Below are 20,221 nucleotides of genomic sequence, written 5' to 3'. Positions count from 1 at the left end.
AAGTGCTAAATGTAGATAATGTGTCCGACGACGGTTAGCACCAAAAGGTTGCCGGCACCCTAGTTTACGGCTTATCCGTTAGCCAGACCTGTTGGGTAAAAGCCCCATTAACGGCGGCATCCCACACCTCGACCCGTACCCACTTTCTGCCAGTGAGATTGGTTGTGAAGGTGAAGGTTTGTTTGCCGAAAGGGCGCGTTTTCGTCAGGTCGATGCGTTCGCGAAACACCTGATGGCCATCGCCGGAAATGATCTCGGCAAACGCTAACGGAAACGTCCAGTCTGCGTTTAGGACGATGGTACTTTTGCCATTTTGGGGTAGCATTACCGTTTCGCCCGAACCTTTACCATTCACAGTGAAGCGGGGCAGGAGCACTTCGCCCGTCGATACAAAGAATTTTCCTCGTTGCATGGCGTCCAGAATGGGCTGCCAGCCCTGGCTGTAGTCGGGGAGTTTGTCGAGCTGAAGGTAGTTCACGTTCAGGTGGGCATACATCTCATTCTCCGGTTCGATCGTAAACAGGTCGGCTTCGGCGATGACATGCTTTTTTAGGCCCCAGTTGGCCATATCGTCCATCAGGTCCAGCACGCGTCTGCTTAGGCGGGGCTCCGACAGATCGGCGGGGATATTTTTCCAGGCGGCCCCAAAAAAACGGTCGGATGTATAAAACGCTTCGTTTCTGTAGCTATCGGGGAAACCTGTCGAGCCTTTAGTGCGGGCGTGTGCCGTCCAGGCCAGCCCATGTTCGGCTTCCAGCAGTTTCAGCATATCGGTCTTGTCCGCGATGCGGTAGACTTTGCCGTAAGTTGGATCGTCCGTCACGAAAGGCATCTCCGGTTTGCGGGACATAATCCAGTAGACCGGCTTCGGGAAAAAGTCGAGCCAGTGACCACCAAAAAATTCATTGGGCTCTTCGCCGGGCAACAGCAAAAAATCCTTGGTGGACCACCGCTTACACATGTCGAACAGCGTTTTTAGCTCCAGGAGCCGCTGATTATCGGGGCCTTTGGGGTGGGCGGTGTAGTGAAATTCAGCCAAATGCACAATATCGACGCCAGAATTCTTGAAGACCTTGACAAAGTTAGGCGTTTCGGGAACGGGCTTGTTGGCCAGTAACACGTTCATCACGTACTCATTATGGAAGTGGCTCGACATGGTTTTGTAGCCCGCCAGTGCCGGATATTTGTCGTTATGCGTGAACTTCTTCACCTCGTTCAGCGCTTTGTCGGGCGTATCGGTGCTCAGCAGGCAGAAAAAGTTGAGTCGCTGCTGGGTCTTGGGCGGGGCGTTGACCCAGGGCACCCACCGTTTGTCGCCCATCAGATCCTGCCGGATGCCAATGCCAAAATCGGGGATCAGCCTTCGGTAGTTGGTGCCGTACCACGTAAAATCCAGATTGAAGGCTTCGTCCAGCGGGTAGAAATACTGGTGGGGGGCGGGAAATACGGCCAGGCTTCCGGCTGTATTCGCGCCGATGATCGTGCGGTATTTTACGGCCTGCGCCTTATTAAGCTGTTGGTGATCGGCGGGCACGCTCTGCATCTGGTTCTGCGTGTCCGACCAGGCAATCATGTTCCAGACCGGCTGCTTACTGACTAAACCAGCGTCGTAGAGAATCGCCGTCGAATCGACCTCGGTAGCCATCACAGCCGCAATGTTGACCAGAGGGCTACCCGTATAAACCGTTATTTCGACCGCCCCGCTGAACGAAGCCGCTTGAACCTCTGACAGGCGAATGACCGTTCGGGAGCCGACACTGCGCACACTCGCCGACCGCTTGTCGAGGGTAACCGCGTATGCTTTGTGGGGTAACTTGTTGGTCTTATCGAAGAAAATATTCCAGCCATTTTGCGAGACCAGATCGCGTTTGCCGACGGTCAGCACAAACGCGGGATCCATGCCTTTGGCTAGTTCCCGGAACACGCCCTGTCGGGATAATTGAATACTGTTGAACAGGGGTTGTCCATTGGCGAGATCGAGAATCAGTTTGCCCTTTTCGTTGGCGTGAGTTGGCCAGCTTACTTCCAGCGTATTTGTTCGATTGACTACCGTTGCTCCGTTCGTCGTTTGAAAGCCGGATAAGTCAACGGGCGTTTGTGCGCGCGCCACGGAGAAACAGAGAAACGATAGAAATAAACAGAAATTTCTCATACTGGTTCGTTCATGAATTTACTGGAAAAGACCGGGAGCGCAGGTAACTAATGGTGACCGTGCTTTTTTCGCGTTTAGTGGTCATTGCTCCTGCGCGGAGGCTTTGCGGGTTTCTACGCGCGTTACGAACGGGTTTGTATCTTTGCTGTCAGGTAGTGAATGACGAAAAGTGGTGTTTATGCGTGGATACGCCGGTCTGGTTTGTTGGATGACGATTGTTCAGGTATGCATGACCTGCCAGTCGCCACAGCCACCCAAACAACTGACGCCCGCCTTTTACCACTGGAAAGCCGTTTACAAACTAACGCCTACCGATAAAGAAGTACTGCGGCAGACGGGTGTTCAGCGGCTTTACGTTCGCTTCTTCGATGTAGATTGGGACGAACAACGGAAGCAGCCTACGCCCAAGTCGGTCATTCGCTTTGCCGAACGGCCCACAAACCTGACCCTTATTCCGGTGGTGTTTATCACGAATCGAACGATGCTTGCCTTACCGGCCTCGGCGGTACCGACGCTGGCGCAGCACATAGCGACGAAAATTCAGCAGATTGCCAGTCAGCATCACCTGGCACCGCGTGAGGTGCAGCTCGATTGTGACTGGTCGCCCCAAAGCCGAAGCCGCTACTTTACGTTGCTCAAACTGGTGAAAAAGCAACTCCGCGTTCCCGTGTCAGCGACCATCCGATTGCACCAGATCAAGTACGCCGAACGAACCGGTATTCCGCCCGTCGATCGGGGGATGCTGATGGTCTATAACATGGCCGACTGGAAGAATGCCGACACGCGTAACTCCATTCTTGATCTGGATGTAGCCCGTCGATACATTGGCTTTATCGACAAGTATCCGTTACCGCTGGATGCCGTTTTACCCTTGTTCCGGTGGACAATTGTTTATCGGAATAACCGTTTCTTAACCATTCTGAATAACGTCGATGGAAAGCAGTTGAGCCCGTTTCCGTTTCTACAGCGTCAGGCCGATAGCAGCCGATTCGTAGCCCTCCGCGACACAACGGTTTTTGGGGTTTCGGTACGGACGGGCGATCTGTTTCGGGCTGAATCCTGCCGGGAACAGGACCTGACTCTGGCGAAGAATCAATTGCTGAGTCATATTCAGAATCAATCCCTTACGTTTTCTTTGTACCATCTCGATAGTACTGTTCTTGCTTCCTACCACCATGCCTACCTCCAAACCCTTCTCAAACCGAATCCAGAGAATTAGCTTATCAATCGGTATTCTGCTCGCGTTTGCCTGTGGCCCCGGCCTTTTCGACGAAAACGAGTTTTTGAGTTATTTTCTGCCCGAAAGCAGCAATGCCAAACCGCAGGATCAACGCTATTTTTTCACCCCGCTGCTGTACAATACTGAAGTTGGAGCCGATACGATTCAGGGAGCGGACGAAAACCTCGATGCCTGGGTCGTCTACGCAGGTGGTGATGCTCCCGATTCCGTTGTGGCAAAGGCGTTGTACGAGGGAGATGAAAGCGGGAGAAATTTATTTGTTGCCCAACTCAGCCGTGGTCATGCGCCGGCGCTGGCTTATCTCCGGCTGGCTAACCGAATTCAGCGCGCCAGTGGCGGTGGTGATCAGTGGAATCCTATTCCTGCTGATACGGTGCAGCTGGCTCAGTTGCTAACGGAGGTACGGGCGAGGTATGGTTCGGCCAGCGATTCATTTCTCCGGGAACGGTACGCATTTCAGGCCGTAAAAATCGCTGACCAGCTTGGCGATTACGCGCAGGCTCGCACCTTGTTTGACCAGCTCGTAACGCCCATTGCGCGAAAGACATTCATTAGTGACTGGGCTTTGTGTCGCCATGCCGGGGCTACGCTTTCACTGGGAGATACCGCTCGGGCCATCTACGAGTTTGCCCAGGTTTTTGATCGTTGCTCATCCCGTCGGGTGCAGGCCGAAGCGAGTCTACGCATACACGGTATCCGGTTTCGGGAGGCCGCGCTGACCTATGCCAAAACCAATCAGGAGAAGGCGGCTGTCTATGCTCTCTGCGCTATTCAGCCCCGGCAGGATGCGCTACCTTTACTGAAGGAGCTTGTTCAGTTGACCCCCAAAAACCCATTGGTAGAGTTGGTGATGGCGCGGGAAATCAACCGGAATGAATATTTTTTTCTGTCGAATCAAAACCCGATTTACGGGTATGACGACAGGACGAAAAGTGATTCCATTGCGTTTGAAGACCGGAAAAACGCGTCGACCACCTACGCCAGTCAATTGCGGAAATTTGCGCTGGATGCGGCCGGTAACGACCAACTCAGCGATCCGGCATTCTGGTATACGGCGGCTGCATATCTGGCCTATCTGGAGAAGGACTACGCCGAGGCTGCAACGACACTTGATAAAGCGGAACAGGCGCAAACGAATAACGCTGACCTAAAAAAACAGATCGTTCTTCAACGAATGTTACTGTTGGCCGCTCAAACCGAAACCATCAGCCCACCGATCGAGAGTCAGCTCATCGGCTACCTCGAACAGTTTAGTAACGGGAAAAACTTTCGGATGAATAACGCATTCGTGGCCGTTTGCCAGCAGTTTGGGCAGCGCTATCAACAGCCCGACAACGTAACCAAATCGGGTGGGTGGTTTTCCGGTTGCAGTCGCCCGAAAGCAGAGGTAGGTAACAAGGCCGCGCTTGCCAAATCGTTTTTGCTGACAATGCTGACGTCGTCGCAGTTGAACAGGAGCGGAGCCTATGTGAACGTCAACACCGACCAGCTAGCCATTGAAGACACCACCTCGGCGGCTACCGTCCAGCAGGTAGTCGATTTTGCGCAGCAGGATAAGCCAACCGATTTCGATAAACGACTGCTAAAATTGACCGGGTTTGATGCGGACTATCTGCACACCCTGCTGGGTCGCCGGTTACTGGCCGAGCATCGGTATGCCGAAGCCGCAACTGCGTTTGGCAAGGTCAGTCCTACGGTCTGGCGTGACGAAGCGTTTGCTGCCAATTTTAACAGGAACCCGTTTGAGGTACCCTTCACAAAACGGATGGTTGCCAAAAAAAATCCGTACACGCCTGTTCAGTTTACGCAGCGCATGGCTCAGCTACAGCAACAGGCGGGTAAACTGGAGGGTGATGCAGCCGCCAACGCGTATTACGAACTGGGGTGTGGTGCTTATAACCTCAGCTGGTTTGGTAATGCGTGGTTATTGGTAAAACGATCGAGGAGTTCGGCCGAGTTGGGGGCGTCTCTTTTTGGCATCAATAAAGATCAGCGTCAACAGGCTGAGCAGCAACTGACTCAGAATTCTTATTACTCAACGGCACCGGCCAAAGCGTTTTTTGAACAGGCGATGAAAGCCGCCCGTCAACCCGATCTGGCAGCGAAAGCGTGTTTTATGGCGGCCCAATGCGAACAAAACGAATTGACGATCCGGCTGGCTATTGACGAAGTGAAGCGTGGCTACATCGACTTTGACGATAAAGAGAAGATTGCCCTGAAACGCAAGCTTCGGCGGGAGCAGTATAGCCACTACTTCGATCGATTATCGATGGCGTATAAACAAACCCAGTTTCAGTCCGAAATACTGCGCGAGTGTGCAACCTATGCTGATTTTGTGGCGAAACGCTAGCCAGCAATCTGGTAGATGATTTGGCTGGGCCAATTGGCGATTGCGAATAGACCCGGCGGAGTACTACGATCAGGGGTTTCGGCTAATAGTCGATAGTTTTGTTAAAAAATACCACTTTCCTTATGCGCGTTCATTCGGTTATAAAAAGCTTTCGGATGCTGGGCTTCGTTTTGGGGCTGGTGGCCTGTGATTCGTCCCGGCAAGCCGATCAATCGCAGCGTAGTGGTACGACTGACCCGGAGGTTCATCAACAAACGCCCGCCGGAAAACCTGGCGAAACGAAAGACGGAATGGTCTGGATACCGGGTGGCATGTTTGAGATGGGCGCTGACGAGTTTGCTGATTCCCGACCCGTACACCCGGTTTCGGTAAAGGGGTTCTGGATGGACGAACACGAAGTGACTAATGCGCAATTCGCCCGGTTCGTCAAGGCAACGGGCTATAAAACCGTGGCTGAGCGCCCCCTGAATCCAGCTGATTATCCGGGTGTGGCGGCCGATCAACTGGTGCCGGGATCAGCGGTATTTACGCCCCCCGCATCGGCGGTGTCGCTGAACAATCCGTTGCAGTGGTGGACCTACGTTCCTGGTGCCAATTGGCAGCAACCCAATGGGCCGAAAAGCACGATTAGCGGGCACGAACAGGAGCCGGTCGTGCAGGTCAGTTATGAGGACGCTGCGGCCTATGCCCGGTGGGCCGGGAAACGGTTGCCGACGGAAGCAGAATGGGAGTTTGCCGCTCGCGGAGGCATGACCAATCAGCCATACTATTGGGGATCGGCATTAAAACCCAAAGGCCGTTGGGTCGCCAACATTCATCAGGGCCATTTTCCGGATAAGAATACGCGGGAAGATGGGTATACGGAAGCCGCTCCGGTTAAATCGTTTCCGGCCAATCCATATGGTCTATACGACATGGAAGGCAATGTCTGGGAGTGGTGTCAGGACTTATACCGGCCTGACTATTACAGCCAGTCACCCAAACACGATCCGCAGGGGCCCACCGATAGTTATGATCCGGAAGAGCCGGGAGCCGTCAAGCGTGTGCAGCGGGGCGGTTCGTTTCTGTGCAGCGATCAGTATTGCATTCGCTACAAAGCAGGCAGCCGTGGAAAAGGCGAAGTGAGCAGCGGCAGCAATAATCTGGGCTTTCGGTGTGTGCGGTAGTAAGTTTGTTCGGCCCCACCGAGACACAGAGGACACGGAGATTTTCCGTTAACTCAGTGCTCACAATGACTTCGCATCTGAAATCAATTATTTGATTGCCGTTGGTTGCTTCATCAGAATACGTTTGAAATAATCGGCGGTAGCATTGCCCATTTTAAGCGCATTGGTGTGCTTCATCCAATGGTGGGTATCGTCAACGATCACGAGCGTTTCTATGGGTACACCCTTTGCTTCGAGCCGCTGGACGAGATCCGTGCTTTGGTTGAAACGCACATTCCGATCATCGTCGCCGTGGATGATAAGCACCGGCGAGGTCCATGTGCTGACCGATGAAATGGGCGACGACTCAAAAACGACCTTAGCGGCTTTGTCGGCGTCAGGAATCTTTTCGTACCGGTCAGTCTGGCTGCTACCCGTTCGTTGCTGACTCCAGTCGTGTACACCGTGAATATCGACACCAGCGGCAAACAGTCTGGAGTCGCGGGCGAGGGCCAGCGCTGTTAAATAGCCACCGTATGAGCCGCCGTAAATACCGATTTTAGTCGCATCGATCTGGGGTTGTTCGGCTAGCCACAGGGCTGCCGCCTTAACGTCTTGATATTCTGACGCACCGTTTGCCCCGCCGTTGGCAGGTTGATGAAAGTTGTAGCCGTAGCCAATGCCCAGCCGGTAATTCACCGATAAGACGACAAAACCCTGACTGGCCAGATACTGATTGAGCGCGTAAGAATTGGCATAATAATCGGAATAATTCCAGCCCAGCAGCATCTGACGGGGTGGTCCCCCATGCACATAAATGAGGGCCGGGCTGCGTTCAGCCGGGCTGCGTTCAATCGGGCCACGCCTGGCCGGGCGTGGCCCGACTGATTTTTTCGATGCCTCACCAGCCGCCGGTTCAAAGAGTTGCCCATGAATGGTCATGCCATCCGGCGATTTGAACGTAACCTGCTTCGGCGTAATCAGTTGATTTTGAGGAAAAATGGCTGGGATCAGGTGCTGTCCGAGAACTCTAGGCGTGCCTTTGGTGAACGCCATGACCGTCGGTAAGGGAGGGCGTTGAGCCGTAGCGCTGATCATGGCAACGGTCGAACCATCGCCCGTTACAACGGGTGTCCATTCGAGTCCAGAACCGGGTGTCAGGACTTCTGGGTCAGCTTTGTCGACCGGAACGCGTATCACGTGCCGACGGTCGATATCCAGTTTGTCCGGGCCGGTATTGCCACTGAACAGCAACCACTTGCGGTCGTGACTTAACGTAATGTGCTCCGCCATAAACGGGGCCGACGTGAGGAGCAACGGCGTACCACCGGTTGACGGGACGGAGTATAAATGCGGCCATCCATCCTGGTATGACAGGTACACAATCCGGTTATTGGCCGCCCAATGCAGGTTGACTCCACCGTGTGTGGTAGGAATCGACCCCGCCAGCGTTTTCGGTGCCTTCCAGAGTTGGGTAGCTGTTCCGGAAGCTGCGTCGGCTGTCCAGAGCGACCAGGCCTGATGTTTTCGGGTCAGGCTGGAATCAGGAGCACCACCGGCACCAGGCGTACGGACAAATACGATTTTCGTTCCATCGGGCGACCAACGTGGTGATCGGTCGCGTGAAAAAGAAGGAGCTATCCAGGTAATGGGCGTTGTTTCGTTGGTGAAAACGCCGACAAACGCGTGGTCTTTCCGGTCGCAAACGAAGGCTAACTTCGATCCGTCGGGTGACCATTCGATAGAGCCATTAGTCCCGCGCGCGTTGAACAGGGCTTTAGCCGCCGATGAGCCATCGGCGGGTACGACCCAGATTTGTCCTCCTTTGCTAAAGGCAATCCGGGCGGGCGTGCCCTGGTTATTTTTTGGGGCAATAACTGGTTCATCACCATCGGCAACGGCTTTGGCGTCACCGCCCGCAAACGGCACACTCCAGATTTGTACTTTGGGTTGTACGGGCGACGAGGTGGTGTTTACGGGTTGGTCGTCGTCCCAGTTGGAGCCATGATCACCACCGCGCACGTATACTACCCACTGACCATCGTCTGAGATCGATAAACTGGTGATCTCTTGGCCATCGTCGTTGGCATAATTGGTCAATTTTCGGGGTGTAAAATCGGGGCCCTGCGCTACGTATACGTTTCGTTTTCCCTGTTCATTGAGTGCCCAGGCAATGCGCGAGCCCTGCGCCGAGCTGGTCAGGTCGGACGGGAACGGGTAACTTTTGATCGCTTCCAAGGAGAAGATCTGCGCGTCAGACCGAAAACTGTGCACGAAAAGAAGACCTGTGAGTAGGCAGGAAAGAACAAATGTTTTCATGGGTTGCAACACGAGGAAGTACCAACTGAACTTGAGTAGTTCAAATTTGAGACTTAAATAAGCTATTTAATTTTTTACAATGCCTCGGCGGAGAAATAAAATTCTATAGATCGTTGATATAGTGATACATAATAGTGGATCAGTCGGCCAAATGGCAGGGATTGCCGACTACGATTGATGCCCGAGCAAGAACACGATTTTTTAGCACGAAACAGGACTCCCGAATCTACGGTTTCGGTGGCCGTTCCAGTCGATCGCTTCGTATCTTTGGCGCTCACACGCACCGTAGGTGCACAACATCGACCAACTTATTTTTTTTATTATGACTGCCCTTGAGCTTGTAAAGGAGTATTATACCTGTTTTAATCAGAAGAACTGGAACGGCATGCTGGCTTTGCTGGACCCCGAAGTACGGCACGAGCCGAACCAGGGCGACGCTCGGGTTGGGGTAGAGAAGTTTACGGAGTTTATGAAAACGATGGACACCTCCTACGAAGAAACGCTGACTGATATGGTGTTCCTGAGTGAACCGACCGATACGCGCGTTGCCGTTGAATTCGTCGTGAACGGAGTCTATAAGAAAGCCGAAGAAGGCTTACCCGAAGCGCATAACCAACCGTATGTATTGCCAGCCGCTGCCTTTCTGGAAGTGAAAGCTGGGAAAATTTCGCGGGTAACTACCTACTACAACCTGCCGCTCTGGATCAAACTGGTGTCAGCGTAGGCCCATGCGTTCACTATCGTTTAACACAAAAAGAGGGCACGAAATCGCTTCGGTTTTCGACGAGCTGGCCAAGTTACGCATCGCTGTCTTTCGCGACTATCCGTACCTGTATGAAGGAACGACAGCCTACGAAAAAGAGTACCTGAACACCTACGCCCAGTCGGAGCGGTCGTTTCTGTTTGCGGTCTACGATGGCGCAACGATGGTCGGCGCAACGACGGCGATCCCGCTACGGGACGAAACCGCTGACGTGCGCCAACCGTTCGAGCAGGGATCGTATGACCTTGATCGTGTCTTTTATTTTGGCGAAAGTATTTTGTTGCCTACGTATCGGGGTCAAGGTCTGGGTCACCGTTTTTTTGATGAGCGCGAAGCCCATGCCCGTAAGTTCGGGACCTTTACCACGACTTGTTTCTGTGCCGTTGAGCGGGGTGAAGACCATCCGGCCAAACCGGCTGATTATCGTCCGAACGATGCCTTCTGGCTAAAGCGGGGTTACGCAAAACAGGAATCACTGCGCAGCACGCTGGACTGGCCAGATCGTGGCGAAACGGTATCGACGCCCAAGACGATGGTCTACTGGATGAAGGAGTTGTAATGGATTGCAGTCTGTTCCATCTTACTAAATAAAAGCCGGTTCTTGCACCAAGAACCGGCTTTTTAGGTTAGCTCCGTTTCGGGAATGTATAACCGAGCGTGAAGTACGATGGTAGGTATAGGGGGTAACTGGTGTACGATCGCAGCCCTAAGCCTACTTCAAGATTGAGGTAGAAATTTTTGCGGTAGGTCCGCTGAAAACCCCACATACCCTGTATCGCTGTACCCTGCACATTGGGTGCTTCTAACCCGCCCGACGAACGCTCGATGACGGATGGAAGCGTATATAGTAGCTTTGCCGTGACGTAGTTGCCCGAATTGTACCGGGTGGATTTTCCCTTCGCCAGCCGACGTTCGAAGTTGTAAAAATAGCGTCCGGCTACCGACAGTTGAGGATAAATTTTGAACGCCGAACGCTGCTCCGTCACACCCATTGTTTTGGTCTGTTCGAAAGCCCCCGAATACACAAAGCGCAGCTGAGAAACGAACGTCGTTTTCTGACCCAAACGACTCTCATTGATAACGCCCGGTCCGAAGAATTCCAGCCGCCACACACTTTTTTCCAGATAATTGATTGCTCGCGTTGAGTCCTGAGCTTGACTAAGACCGGGGAGCAATAGAAGGAGAAATAAAGACTTCCACATCGTTCTAGGATTTAGTTTGTCTGTGGAGCAAGTATAACTTATTGGCAATAGGTATACAACTATATTGATTGAAAAAAGACTGGATTTTTGGCTTAAAATGCAATAGAGTCAACTCCTGAACGGGGTTGACTCTATTGCATTTTCTGAAAGATGGGTTAGACGTTTCTGCCTCCGCCACCGAATAGTTTTGATACAAGCCAGATCACGACACCAATACCGACAACGACCATGATCACGCCAGTCCAGACGCCCGTTTTGAAAATATCACCGATAGCCGCGCAGCTAGTCAGGAAGAAGGTCATGAACAGGGCCACAGAGGCCAGTGGGAAAAAACGCAACAAAGTTTTCATAACGTTAACTGTTTTTGTGTAGTAAATGAGCCCCTTATGGCGGGACAATTTCTCAGATAACAGCTAGTCGAACGCTTTGTTTTAAATGCTGATCATCAGACGTTCCACCAATAGGTAAACTTGATAACCAGCGCCCGGTTTTTAACGGAAAACGAACCGGGTTGACCCATCGTAGGCAGATAATTGTCGGTGTAAACGATGAACAGATCCGAAGCGGGTTTGTAGCGCCACTGAATCCGGGCGTTCAGGTTCATGTTCTTCACCTGTTCGTTGTATTGCAGAAAAGTTGTCAGGTAAAGCGTATTGGTCATGGTTAGATCGAAGCGCGGACCAACGAGCCAAAACTTAGTGGTTCCCCACGGGCCAGGCAGCCGAATGTCATTATAATTGGCACTGGCCGCCAGACTAACGTAGGGCTGAAAACGATACCCCAGATCGGCAGTCAGGTTCAGTCGGGTTCCATCGGCATAGTACCCGCCATAACGCGTGGTAAACCCATACGTCAGCAGGCTCTGCGGTTTCGACGTAAACTGAGTACCCCAGGCCGTCCAGTTATGCTCCGAGTTGGTTTTCAGCGTCTCACGTCCTGAGTTGGTGGGATCGAAAGGCTGGAGTAGCCGAACATAATCCGTGGCAACCCAGCCGGTCAGGATACTTCGGCTCCGGAATGTAAGCGCATAACTGGCGTATGTTTCGTTGTCACTCTGCCGCCCGGCCGGATCGAAGAAGTACGTAGACGTCAGGATTGGGCCGTGGCTGAGAATGGGTCCACCGGTTGGAATAAAGGTATAGCCGATGGTTGCCGTACCTCGTTCATAACCCCGGCGAGGCACGTAGCCCGCTTCGGCACTGTAATTAGCACCCACTGTCTCGACCTGCCCGCTGATAAGCCATTTGCGACTGTTGTACTGTAAATTGGCGGCATAAACGGCATCGCTGCCGGACGTCGATGAGTTGGCCGGTTCAGGGCTGAACGACTTCAGGATCATTGCTTTTCCGGACCATAGGTTGTTAGCCGACGCCAGATTATATTCTACCCCAAAATTCCGGTTGTAACGCGAATAAGTGGGTTTGTCGACGACCGGCTCATAGTCCAGCGATTCCTTATTGACAAACAGAAAACCCACGTTCGACCGGGCGAAGACGCGTCTTTGCAGGGCCACAACCGCAAAGTTCTGCGCCGGTAAGCCGTTCTCGTCAACCCGCCCTGTCTGCATATCCATCACGCCAATGCGCCAGTCTTTGTTCAGTTTTCCGCTGAGTCGGGCCCCAAAACGAATGGGTACACCACCCAGGCCAATCCGACGACTGAAAAAAGGACGTATCGTTGAATAGCCGAAATTGGTAAACTGGTCGCCGTTTTCCAGAAAGAACTGCCGCTTTTCGGGGAAAAACAACTCGTACCGGTCGAGGTTCGTAACCTGCTGATCAACGTCTACCTGCGAAAAATCGGGGTTTACCGTCAGGTCCAGATTCAGGGAAGAGGTGACGGCCACTTTAGCGTCGAGCCCGGCGTCGAAGCGGTTTTGGGTGGGTGTCTTCTCCTCGTAGTTGCGAGCCAGTCCCGTCAGCGCATAAGGAATAATGGATATGTTAGGGCCGGGTTGTGGTGGTGGCTGATCCCAGACCAACACGCCCGTGTAGGCCAGCGAGGCCGTTGGAAACTGACGCTGGATCGGTGTCCAGGACGACTTTTCGGTTGTCTTTAGATCCTGTCTGCCGAAATTGATGCCCCAGCGCGAAATGCCCCGTTTGTAGCGGATGGTTTTGAACGGGATGGCTAGTTCAAGGACATACCGGTCGGGGTAGTTACGTACGGCCGATGTCCACTTATTATCCCAACTCAAATTCGCTTTGCTGCCCTCATACAACAGGGCATCCCATTGCGCTCCGGCAGCATTCGTGCCAAACGCGAATCCATTGGTCTGGTCGTCGAACGTGTCCAGAAAAAAGATAAAGTTATCGTTCTTGGGAAAGGACCAGTCGCGCCGGAGCGATTCGACAATGTAAGGCCCCTTCACGTCACCGTGGTAGCAAATGGCGCTCAGGTACAGATTCTGCGAATCGTAAGCCATCCGAACATCGGTACGGACATTCGCGCGGCTGGTATCCATGGGCAGCACCATCCAGAAATCGGTGGCTAACTCGGTTGCCTGCCAGGCGGGTTCGTCCGCAACTCCGTCAACCACAATGGGTGAGGTTGCCTGACTGATATGAAGCTGGTAGGACTCGTTCTTCTTCTGTGCATACAGCGAAGAAATGCCCGACAGAAACAGGGCAATTAATAGAATAGATCGAAGTTTCACCAGTGCGATGAATTAATAACGGGATGTAATGGAAGAGGCCACCAAAGCCGCAATTTATCTCCGATAAACTATAAAGTATAGGGATTTTGAAGAAATTATACTTACGCAAACTACTTACTCCCTAATTCGCTGGTTTAGAGTAAACGTATACTGTAGTCCGTTCATTAGAAAACTTCCCCCAGGTTAAAAAATAATCCTTTCGACCCGTCGAGGCCAAAGCCGTAATCAATAGAGAGATTGGTGCGGGAAATCTTGTTCATTTTCAAGCGAAGGCCCGCACCTACCGCCGGAACAATTTTCTCGAATTGTCCGCTGGTCTGTTCGGTCACGGTTTGGGCATTGGCGAAAACGACACCACCCAGGAGCCGGTTACCCGTTAGGTGAAACCGGTATTCTGTTTCGGCATAGAGCAGATTCTTCCCCCGAAAGCGCCCCTGAATGAAGCCACGCCCTACGTTTCCACTGTTGTCCCATCCCGTGCTGGGTAAATCCAGAAACGGAGGATCGCCATTGATTGTGAGGGCGTTGTAAGACCAAAATGCCAGAATGTTGTCCGACTGCGCTGGCATGTGGACGTATTTCCGGGCTTCGATCAACAACGATTGGTAGGTTTCGTCGCTGCCCAGCCAACTCATATTGGCGCGAAGAACGGCATTCAGATACAAACCGCCGTTGGGATTGATCGCATTGCGCCGGTTGTCATACAACACCTGTAGCGTGGGACCCGATGACACGGAACGGCCTGCAACACCGTATGAATACCGGGAAATACGGGTGACTTCCCGCCGATTGTTGTAGCTGTCAATATTCCAGTGGAGATCCAACTGATAACCGGCTCCGGCATAAAAATTTCTGGCGAAACGACGTAACAGACTCTGGTAAAACCGGAAATAGGCATAATCCATGTTGATCACCCGATCGGTAGACGTGTACATACCCAGCCCATAGGTGGCTTGTGGATAATGCATTAACCGCCAGTCATTGGTCCACAGTAATCGGTTGTCCGCGCTCCAGATCGCCGAATTGGCCATCAGGATAACCTGATTATTTTGCGTGTAGGACAAGGTGCCCATCATGGTCGACATATTGGCGCGTGGGTTTCGGAAGGCGGTATTGACAACGACGGCAGCCAGACCCCGAGTCTGTAGCGTATACCCGATCTGCGGAATTACCAGCAAAAAGCGTTTACCTTCCTGGAGCGATGCGGAATCATGCAGCGTGATCGGCAGGCGGGGGAACCAGCGTTTAAATACGTCAGAAATGTCCTGATAATGAGGGCCGGTTCTGACGAAGCTGGTATCCGACTTTGTCCGGGATAGACCAGTAGAATCCTGTCTTTCGGCATGGCTGATGCTGGCCGATAGCCGTAGCAAGAGTAGACCGGCAACGAGGCTCACGCGACTAGGGGTGGAGCCAAAAAGACGCGGCAAATAGCGTAGAAAATTCACTGATTCAGCTTAGTGTTGGTAAGCAGATAATAAGCCAGACCAATGTTAAGTCAAATGCGAACAAATCCAAAAACCATGCTGTGATAGTTCTGGTAATCAGTGGTTAAAATGTGATTAAAGGGTGTTTCGCCTGGTAACGAGTGCGCTTGAAACAGTATGGACCTTCGCTCATTTTGTCGGTTAAAAACTGTTCATACCGGCTCGTTAGATACCTACTATTAAGTTAAGCCGTGCTATATGGCGGAGCGAAACCGGTTGATTCTACGAAACGAAGTCGAACGTATCCATACTATCAGGCCGGAAAGAGGGTAGCACTACGCTTGCAAGACGAGCGGTAGGTTGATCAATGCAAAGAAAGAATTTTACTAAAACAATAAAGTTATTCGTTCTCGCTGCTTGTGGCAATATATTCTTTGGTAAAGATCGATGAATGTAATAGTTTCTGTATTTTTGGCAGTTAACCCCAATCATCAACCAATCAATCAATTTCATGACAAGACATTTCCTGACGGCACTCTTTGCGGCTGGTCTGACCTATTCTGCTATGGCTCAGACAACCTTCCCCCGCAATGGTGTCTATGATGAACGACCAGGATTGTATGCGTTCACCAACGCCACCATCGTTGTCGATCCGCAAACGACACTACAAAACGCTACGCTGCTCATTCGCGATGGTCGCGTTGAAGCAGTCGGTAGTACGGTTAGCTTACCCGCCGGAACCGTTGTTGCCGATCTTAAGGGCAAACGCATTTACCCCGCGCTGATCGACATCGATTCCGATTACGGTATGCCAGAAATTCCCGCTGCCGGTGGACCCGGTGGTGGTCGGGGTGGTGCTCCTCAACTGGAATCGAACAAGAAAGGAGCGTACTACTGGAACCAGGCCGTTCAGCCCGAAAACAATGCCAGTTTGCTGTTCAAGGCAACACCCGCCAAAGCCGATGAACTCCGGAAACTGGGTTTCGGTGCCGTATTGACGCACCCGCACGATGGAATTGCCCGGGGTACGGGTGCCTTGGTGACGCTGGCCGATGATCGGGAAAATACACTCGTTCTGAAAGAAAACGCGACGGCTCATTACTCATTCAGTAAAGGTACGTCGCGGCAGAGTTACCCAAACTCCCTGATGGGGTCGGTAGCCTTGCTCCGGCAGGCCCTGTACGATGCCGACTGGTACAAGCGGGGTGGTAGCAAAGAGCAAGCCAACCTGTCGCTCGATGCGTTGAACCGGAATCAGCCGCTACCCGCTATTTTCGAAGCTGGCGATAAGTTGGGCGTTCTCCGGGCCGATAAGATTGGGGACGAGTTCGGGATTCAATACATTATCAAAGGATCAGGCGATGAATACCAGCGGCTGGACGAAATAAAAGCAACCGGCGCGTCGCTTATCGTGCCGGTAAATTTCCCGCAACCGTACGATGTGGAAGATGCGTGGGATGCCGATAATGTGGCCATCGCCGAACTCAAGCATTGGGAAATGGCTCCGCTCAATCCAGGACGTCTGGCCACGGCAAACATTCCGTTTGCGCTCACAACGGCGGGACTGCGTGCCAAAACCGAATTCTGGGCCAATCTGCGTAAAGCCATCGAAAACGGGTTGTCGGAGCAGAAAGCGCTGGAAGCACTGACCATTGTTCCGGCGCGGCTGATGAAAGCAGATGATCAGGTCGGCACGTTGCAGAAAGGTAAAGTCGCCAACTTTATTATCACATCGGGCAATCTGTTCGGCGCGGATAATGTGATCTTCGAAAACTGGATACGCGGCAAGCAATACATCGTTAACCAGAAAGACGCGGCTGATCTGCGGGGCTCCTGGCAATTGACCGTCGGTGACCGGAGCAACATCAAACTGAACATCACCGGCAAAACGGCGGATAAGCCCGAGTATCAGATTCAGATCGATACGGTAAAAATTACGCCGAAAGTAGCCGTTAGCGGAGATATCATTTCGATCCAGACTCAACTTGACCGTCGCCCCGGTTCGGGCACGACACGATTGACCGGTTATCGCACATCGCCAACGAGCATCAAAGGCGACGGCGAAACACCGGACGGAAAACGCATCACCTGGTCGGCTACCAAATCGGCGGACACCCCCCAATCGACTACGGCTGTTAGCGCAACCCTGACGGCAGCCCGGTCTACCAGTGCCACGTCGTCAACGGCCGTTGTGTATCCATTCGTGGGGATGGGCAATCTGCAAAAGCCCAAAGCGGAAACCATCCTGATCCGGAATGCAACGGTCTGGACCAACGAAAAAGATGGTATTCAAACGAATACGGACGTTTTTGTTACGGATGGTAAAATTTCTAAGATCGGTAAGAACCTTTCCGCGCCAGCCAACATCAAAATCGTTGATGGCACCGGTAAGCACCTGACCAACGGCATCATCGACGAACACTCGCACATTGCGCTGTTGACCATCAATGAGGGCGGGCAGTCGAGTTCGGCTGAGGTTCGAATGTCGGACGTGATCAACTCGGAAGACGTGAATATTTACCGTCAACTGGCTGGTGGCGTTACCACGTCGCAACTGCTACACGGGTCGGCCAATGCCATTGGCGGTCAATCGGCCATCGTAAAGCTGAAATGGGGCGAGTCGCCGGAAGGTATGCTCATCAAAGGAGCGGATGGCTTTATCAAATTCGCCTTGGGCGAGAACGTGAAACAGGCCAACAACCCAAGCGCAGGCTTTCGCTTTCCGCAGTCGCGGATGGGGGTGGAACAGGTATACATGGATCACTTCACACGCGCGAAGGAATATGCGAAAGGGTGGACTAGCTACAACAAGTTGACTGCCAAGGAAAAAGCAACCGCAACGGTGCCGCGTCGGGACATTGAACTGGACGCGCTGGCCGAAATTCTGGCCTCGAAACGGTTCATTACCTGCCACTCCTACGTGCAGTCGGAAATCAACATGCTGCTGAAAGTCGCCGACTCGCTGGGTTTCAAAGTCAATACGTTCACCCACATTCTGGAGGGCTACAAACTGGCCGATAAGATGGCCAAACATGGCGTAGGCGGTTCGTCGTTCGCGGACTGGTGGGCCTACAAGATGGAAGTACACGATGCCATTCCGTACAATGCTGCGCTGATGTTCAAGCAGGGGGTAACCGTTTCGATCAATTCCGACGACGCTGAAATGGCCCGCCGGTTGAATCAGGAAGCGGCTAAAACCGTCGAATACGGTGGCGTTCCCGAAGAAGATGCCTGGAAAATGGTGACGCTCAACCCGGCCAAACTGTTGCATTTGGATAACCGCATGGGTAGTATCAAAGTCGGTAAAGATGCCGATCTGGTGCTCTGGAACGCGCATCCGTTGTCTATTTATGCCCGTCCTGAAATCACGATGATCGAAGGGACGATTTACTTCAGCCTGAAAGACGAAGATGCCAAACGCGATGCCATGCAGGCCGAGCGTGCCCGCCTGATCCAGAAAACGTTAGCGGCCAAAGCAAGCGGTACACCTACGCAGCGGCCGACGTTCCGCCGGTCACGGATGTGGCATTGCGAAGATGTCGAAGGGCTTATGGCCGAAGGGGAAGAAGAAAAATAGGCTGGTGACCGCACCGGATTCTACTGATAGACATACCATGAAAAGACTACTAACATCAATACTCACACTGGGGGTACTTACGAGTTACGCCCAGAATCCGGCCCCGGCCAGACCCCAGGAGCGGGCCATTGCGCTGACGGGTGCAACCATTCACGTCGGCAATGGACAGGTGATCCAGAACGGCGTCATCGTGTTCGACAAAGGCGTCATCACGGCTTTGGGCGATGGCAGCACACCAACGGCCGGTGCCGAAGTGATCAGCGCGTCGGGTAAGCACGTGTATCCCGGCTTTATTTCCCCCGCATCGACGGTGGGTTTGCAGGAAATCGGGGCCGTAAAGGCGACGGTTGATAAACAGGAGATCGGGGAGTTGAACCCAAACATTCGCTCGCTGATTGCTTATAATACCGACTCGGAAATCATTCCGACGATCCGCAATAACGGCGTTCTGCTCACGCAGGCCATTCCGCAGGGCGGCATCGTGTCGGGTAGTTCGAGTATCATGATGGCCGATGGCTGGAACTGGGAAGATGCCGTTCTGAAAAAAGATGACGGTATCTGGCTCAACTGGCCGAGCTATTTTGCCCGTGAGTTTAATTTTGAGGATTTCTCGCTGACAATTCGCAAAAACTCGAAGCGGACCGAAGCGATCAGCGCGTTGCAGGCTACCTTCAACGATGCGAAAGCCTACGCAGCACTGTCGAATCCGTCGTCGATGAACCTGAAACTGGAAGCCATGCGCGGTTTGTTTTCGGGCAAGCAGACTCTCTTCGTTCGGGCCGATTATGGTAAAGATATTGTCGAAGGGGTGCTATTTGCCAAATCGCTCGGTATTCCTAAAGTGGTCATCGTTGGGGGCGAAGAAGCCAATCGGGTCGTGAGCTTTCTGAAGGACAACAATGTCCCCGTCATCCTGAGCGAACTGCACCGGTTGCCAAACCGCGAAGATGAAGATGTTGACCTGCCGTATCGGATGCCGGGCATTTTGCACAAAGCGGGTGTACTCGTTGGCCTTAGCTACGCCGATGGCTGGTGGCGGACGCGCAATCTGGCCTTTCTGGCCGGAACAGCTTCCGGCTTTGGCATCGCTGATAAGGAAGAAGCCCTGAAGCTCATTACCTCGAACAACGCCAAAATTCTGGGCATCGACAACGTGGCCGGTACATTGGAAAAAGGCAAACAGGCTACGCTGTTCGTATCGGCAGGCGACGCGCTCGACATGCGTACCAACGTTGTTGAGCAGGTATTTATCCAGGGCCGCAAGGTGAATCTTGACGATCGGCACAAGCGGCTATACAAAACCTACAAAGACAAATACGAGCAGAAATAGGTGCTTAGTCTATGTTATTAATTTGTTTAAAAACGGAGCAGTTAGCCACTGCTCCGTTTT

General features: G+C 52.7%; 13 protein-coding genes. 7 read left to right on the top strand and 6 right to left on the bottom strand.

Features of this window, described 5'->3' with window-relative positions:
- Positions 1–64: 64 nt before the first annotated feature.
- On the bottom strand, positions 65–2,152 hold the full coding sequence (locus tag GK091_RS16260) for a CehA/McbA family metallohydrolase domain-containing protein (RefSeq protein WP_164040291.1): 2,088 nt from the start codon (positions 2,150–2,152) through the stop codon (positions 65–67).
- A 178-nt stretch (positions 2,153–2,330) separates the two neighbouring features.
- Between GK091_RS16260 and GK091_RS16255 the strand changes: the two genes are divergently transcribed.
- The 3 genes from GK091_RS16255 to GK091_RS16245 all read left to right on the top strand — a co-directional run bounded on the left by GK091_RS16255 (position 2,331) and on the right by GK091_RS16245 (position 6,908).
- Entirely contained in the window at positions 2,331–3,371 is a 1,041-nt protein-coding gene (locus GK091_RS16255; RefSeq protein WP_164040289.1) for a hypothetical protein, read from the top strand.
- Positions 3,328–5,742 carry a hypothetical protein gene (locus GK091_RS16250; protein ID WP_164040287.1) on the top strand — a complete coding sequence of 805 codons (2,415 nt, stop codon included), beginning with the start codon at positions 3,328–3,330 and terminating at the stop codon, positions 5,740–5,742. The genes GK091_RS16255 and GK091_RS16250 overlap by 44 nt, the downstream gene beginning before the upstream one ends.
- Positions 5,743–6,032: 290 nt before the next feature.
- Positions 6,033–6,908 (top strand): formylglycine-generating enzyme family protein, encoded by an 876-nt coding sequence (locus tag GK091_RS16245; protein WP_394351879.1) that lies wholly within the window; start codon positions 6,033–6,035, stop codon positions 6,906–6,908.
- 87 nt (positions 6,909–6,995) lie between these two features.
- Here GK091_RS16245 and GK091_RS16240 read toward each other — a convergent pair whose 3' ends face one another.
- Positions 6,996–9,206 (bottom strand): S9 family peptidase, encoded by a 2,211-nt coding sequence (locus GK091_RS16240; protein WP_164040283.1) that lies wholly within the window; start codon positions 9,204–9,206, stop codon positions 6,996–6,998.
- Positions 9,207–9,528: 322 nt separating this feature from the next.
- Between GK091_RS16240 and GK091_RS16235 the strand changes: the two genes are divergently transcribed.
- Both GK091_RS16235 and GK091_RS16230 read left to right on the top strand, forming a co-directional pair.
- Positions 9,529–9,930 (top strand): nuclear transport factor 2 family protein, encoded by a 402-nt coding sequence (locus GK091_RS16235; RefSeq protein ID WP_164040281.1) that lies wholly within the window; start codon positions 9,529–9,531, stop codon positions 9,928–9,930.
- A 4-nt stretch (positions 9,931–9,934) separates the two neighbouring features.
- Positions 9,935–10,528 carry a GNAT family N-acetyltransferase gene (locus tag GK091_RS16230; protein ID WP_164040279.1) on the top strand — a complete coding sequence of 198 codons (594 nt, stop codon included), beginning with the start codon at positions 9,935–9,937 and terminating at the stop codon, positions 10,526–10,528.
- A gap of 67 nt (positions 10,529–10,595) precedes the next feature.
- On the opposite strand, the gene GK091_RS16225 is transcribed toward GK091_RS16230, so the two are convergent.
- From GK091_RS16225 to GK091_RS16210, 4 genes are all read right to left on the bottom strand, one after another.
- Positions 10,596–11,171, bottom strand: coding sequence for a hypothetical protein (locus GK091_RS16225; protein WP_164040277.1), 576 nt, complete (start codon positions 11,169–11,171; stop codon positions 10,596–10,598).
- A gap of 155 nt (positions 11,172–11,326) precedes the next feature.
- Positions 11,327–11,521 (bottom strand): hypothetical protein, encoded by a 195-nt coding sequence (locus GK091_RS16220; RefSeq protein ID WP_164040275.1) that lies wholly within the window; start codon positions 11,519–11,521, stop codon positions 11,327–11,329.
- 95 nt (positions 11,522–11,616) lie between these two features.
- Entirely contained in the window at positions 11,617–13,827 is a 2,211-nt protein-coding gene (locus tag GK091_RS16215; RefSeq protein WP_164040273.1) for a carbohydrate binding family 9 domain-containing protein, read from the bottom strand.
- A gap of 164 nt (positions 13,828–13,991) precedes the next feature.
- Positions 13,992–15,275 carry a BamA/TamA family outer membrane protein gene (locus GK091_RS16210; RefSeq protein ID WP_317166309.1) on the bottom strand — a complete coding sequence of 428 codons (1,284 nt, stop codon included), beginning with the start codon at positions 15,273–15,275 and terminating at the stop codon, positions 13,992–13,994.
- Between the two features lie 490 nt (positions 15,276–15,765).
- On the opposite strand from GK091_RS16210, the gene GK091_RS16205 reads away from it, so the two are divergent.
- The gene (locus GK091_RS16205; RefSeq protein ID WP_164040271.1) at positions 15,766–18,831 is read left to right on the top strand and encodes an amidohydrolase family protein; all 3,066 of its coding nucleotides are present in this window, start codon (positions 15,766–15,768) and stop codon (positions 18,829–18,831) included.
- Positions 18,832–18,868: 37 nt separating this feature from the next.
- The gene (locus GK091_RS16200) at positions 18,869–20,161 is read left to right on the top strand and encodes an amidohydrolase family protein (protein WP_164040269.1); all 1,293 of its coding nucleotides are present in this window, start codon (positions 18,869–18,871) and stop codon (positions 20,159–20,161) included.
- Positions 20,162–20,221 lie beyond the last annotated feature (60 nt).

Origin of the sequence: Spirosoma agri, from assembly GCF_010747415.1 — a bacterium.
Taxonomy (GTDB): Bacteria; Bacteroidota; Bacteroidia; order Cytophagales; family Spirosomataceae; genus Spirosoma; species Spirosoma agri.
The sequence above is the reverse complement of the archived record's forward strand: the minus strand, read 5'-3'. Positions and strand labels throughout refer to the sequence as shown.

Coding starts and splice junctions, on each gene's coding strand:
- GK091_RS16260 (WP_164040291.1), bottom strand. CDS start 2,152: ATGAGAAATTTCTGTTTATTTCTATCGTTTCTCTGTTTCTCCGTGGCG.
- GK091_RS16255 (WP_164040289.1), top strand. CDS start 2,331: ATGCGTGGATACGCCGGTCTGGTTTGTTGGATGACGATTGTTCAGGTA.
- GK091_RS16250 (WP_164040287.1), top strand. CDS start 3,328: ATGCCTACCTCCAAACCCTTCTCAAACCGAATCCAGAGAATTAGCTTA.
- GK091_RS16245 (WP_394351879.1), top strand. CDS start 6,033: ATGGTCTGGATACCGGGTGGCATGTTTGAGATGGGCGCTGACGAGTTT.
- GK091_RS16240 (WP_164040283.1), bottom strand. CDS start 9,206: ATGAAAACATTTGTTCTTTCCTGCCTACTCACAGGTCTTCTTTTCGTG.
- GK091_RS16235 (WP_164040281.1), top strand. CDS start 9,529: ATGACTGCCCTTGAGCTTGTAAAGGAGTATTATACCTGTTTTAATCAG.
- GK091_RS16230 (WP_164040279.1), top strand. CDS start 9,935: ATGCGTTCACTATCGTTTAACACAAAAAGAGGGCACGAAATCGCTTCG.
- GK091_RS16225 (WP_164040277.1), bottom strand. CDS start 11,171: ATGTGGAAGTCTTTATTTCTCCTTCTATTGCTCCCCGGTCTTAGTCAA.
- GK091_RS16220 (WP_164040275.1), bottom strand. CDS start 11,521: ATGAAAACTTTGTTGCGTTTTTTCCCACTGGCCTCTGTGGCCCTGTTC.
- GK091_RS16205 (WP_164040271.1), top strand. CDS start 15,766: ATGACAAGACATTTCCTGACGGCACTCTTTGCGGCTGGTCTGACCTAT.
- GK091_RS16200 (WP_164040269.1), top strand. CDS start 18,869: ATGAAAAGACTACTAACATCAATACTCACACTGGGGGTACTTACGAGT.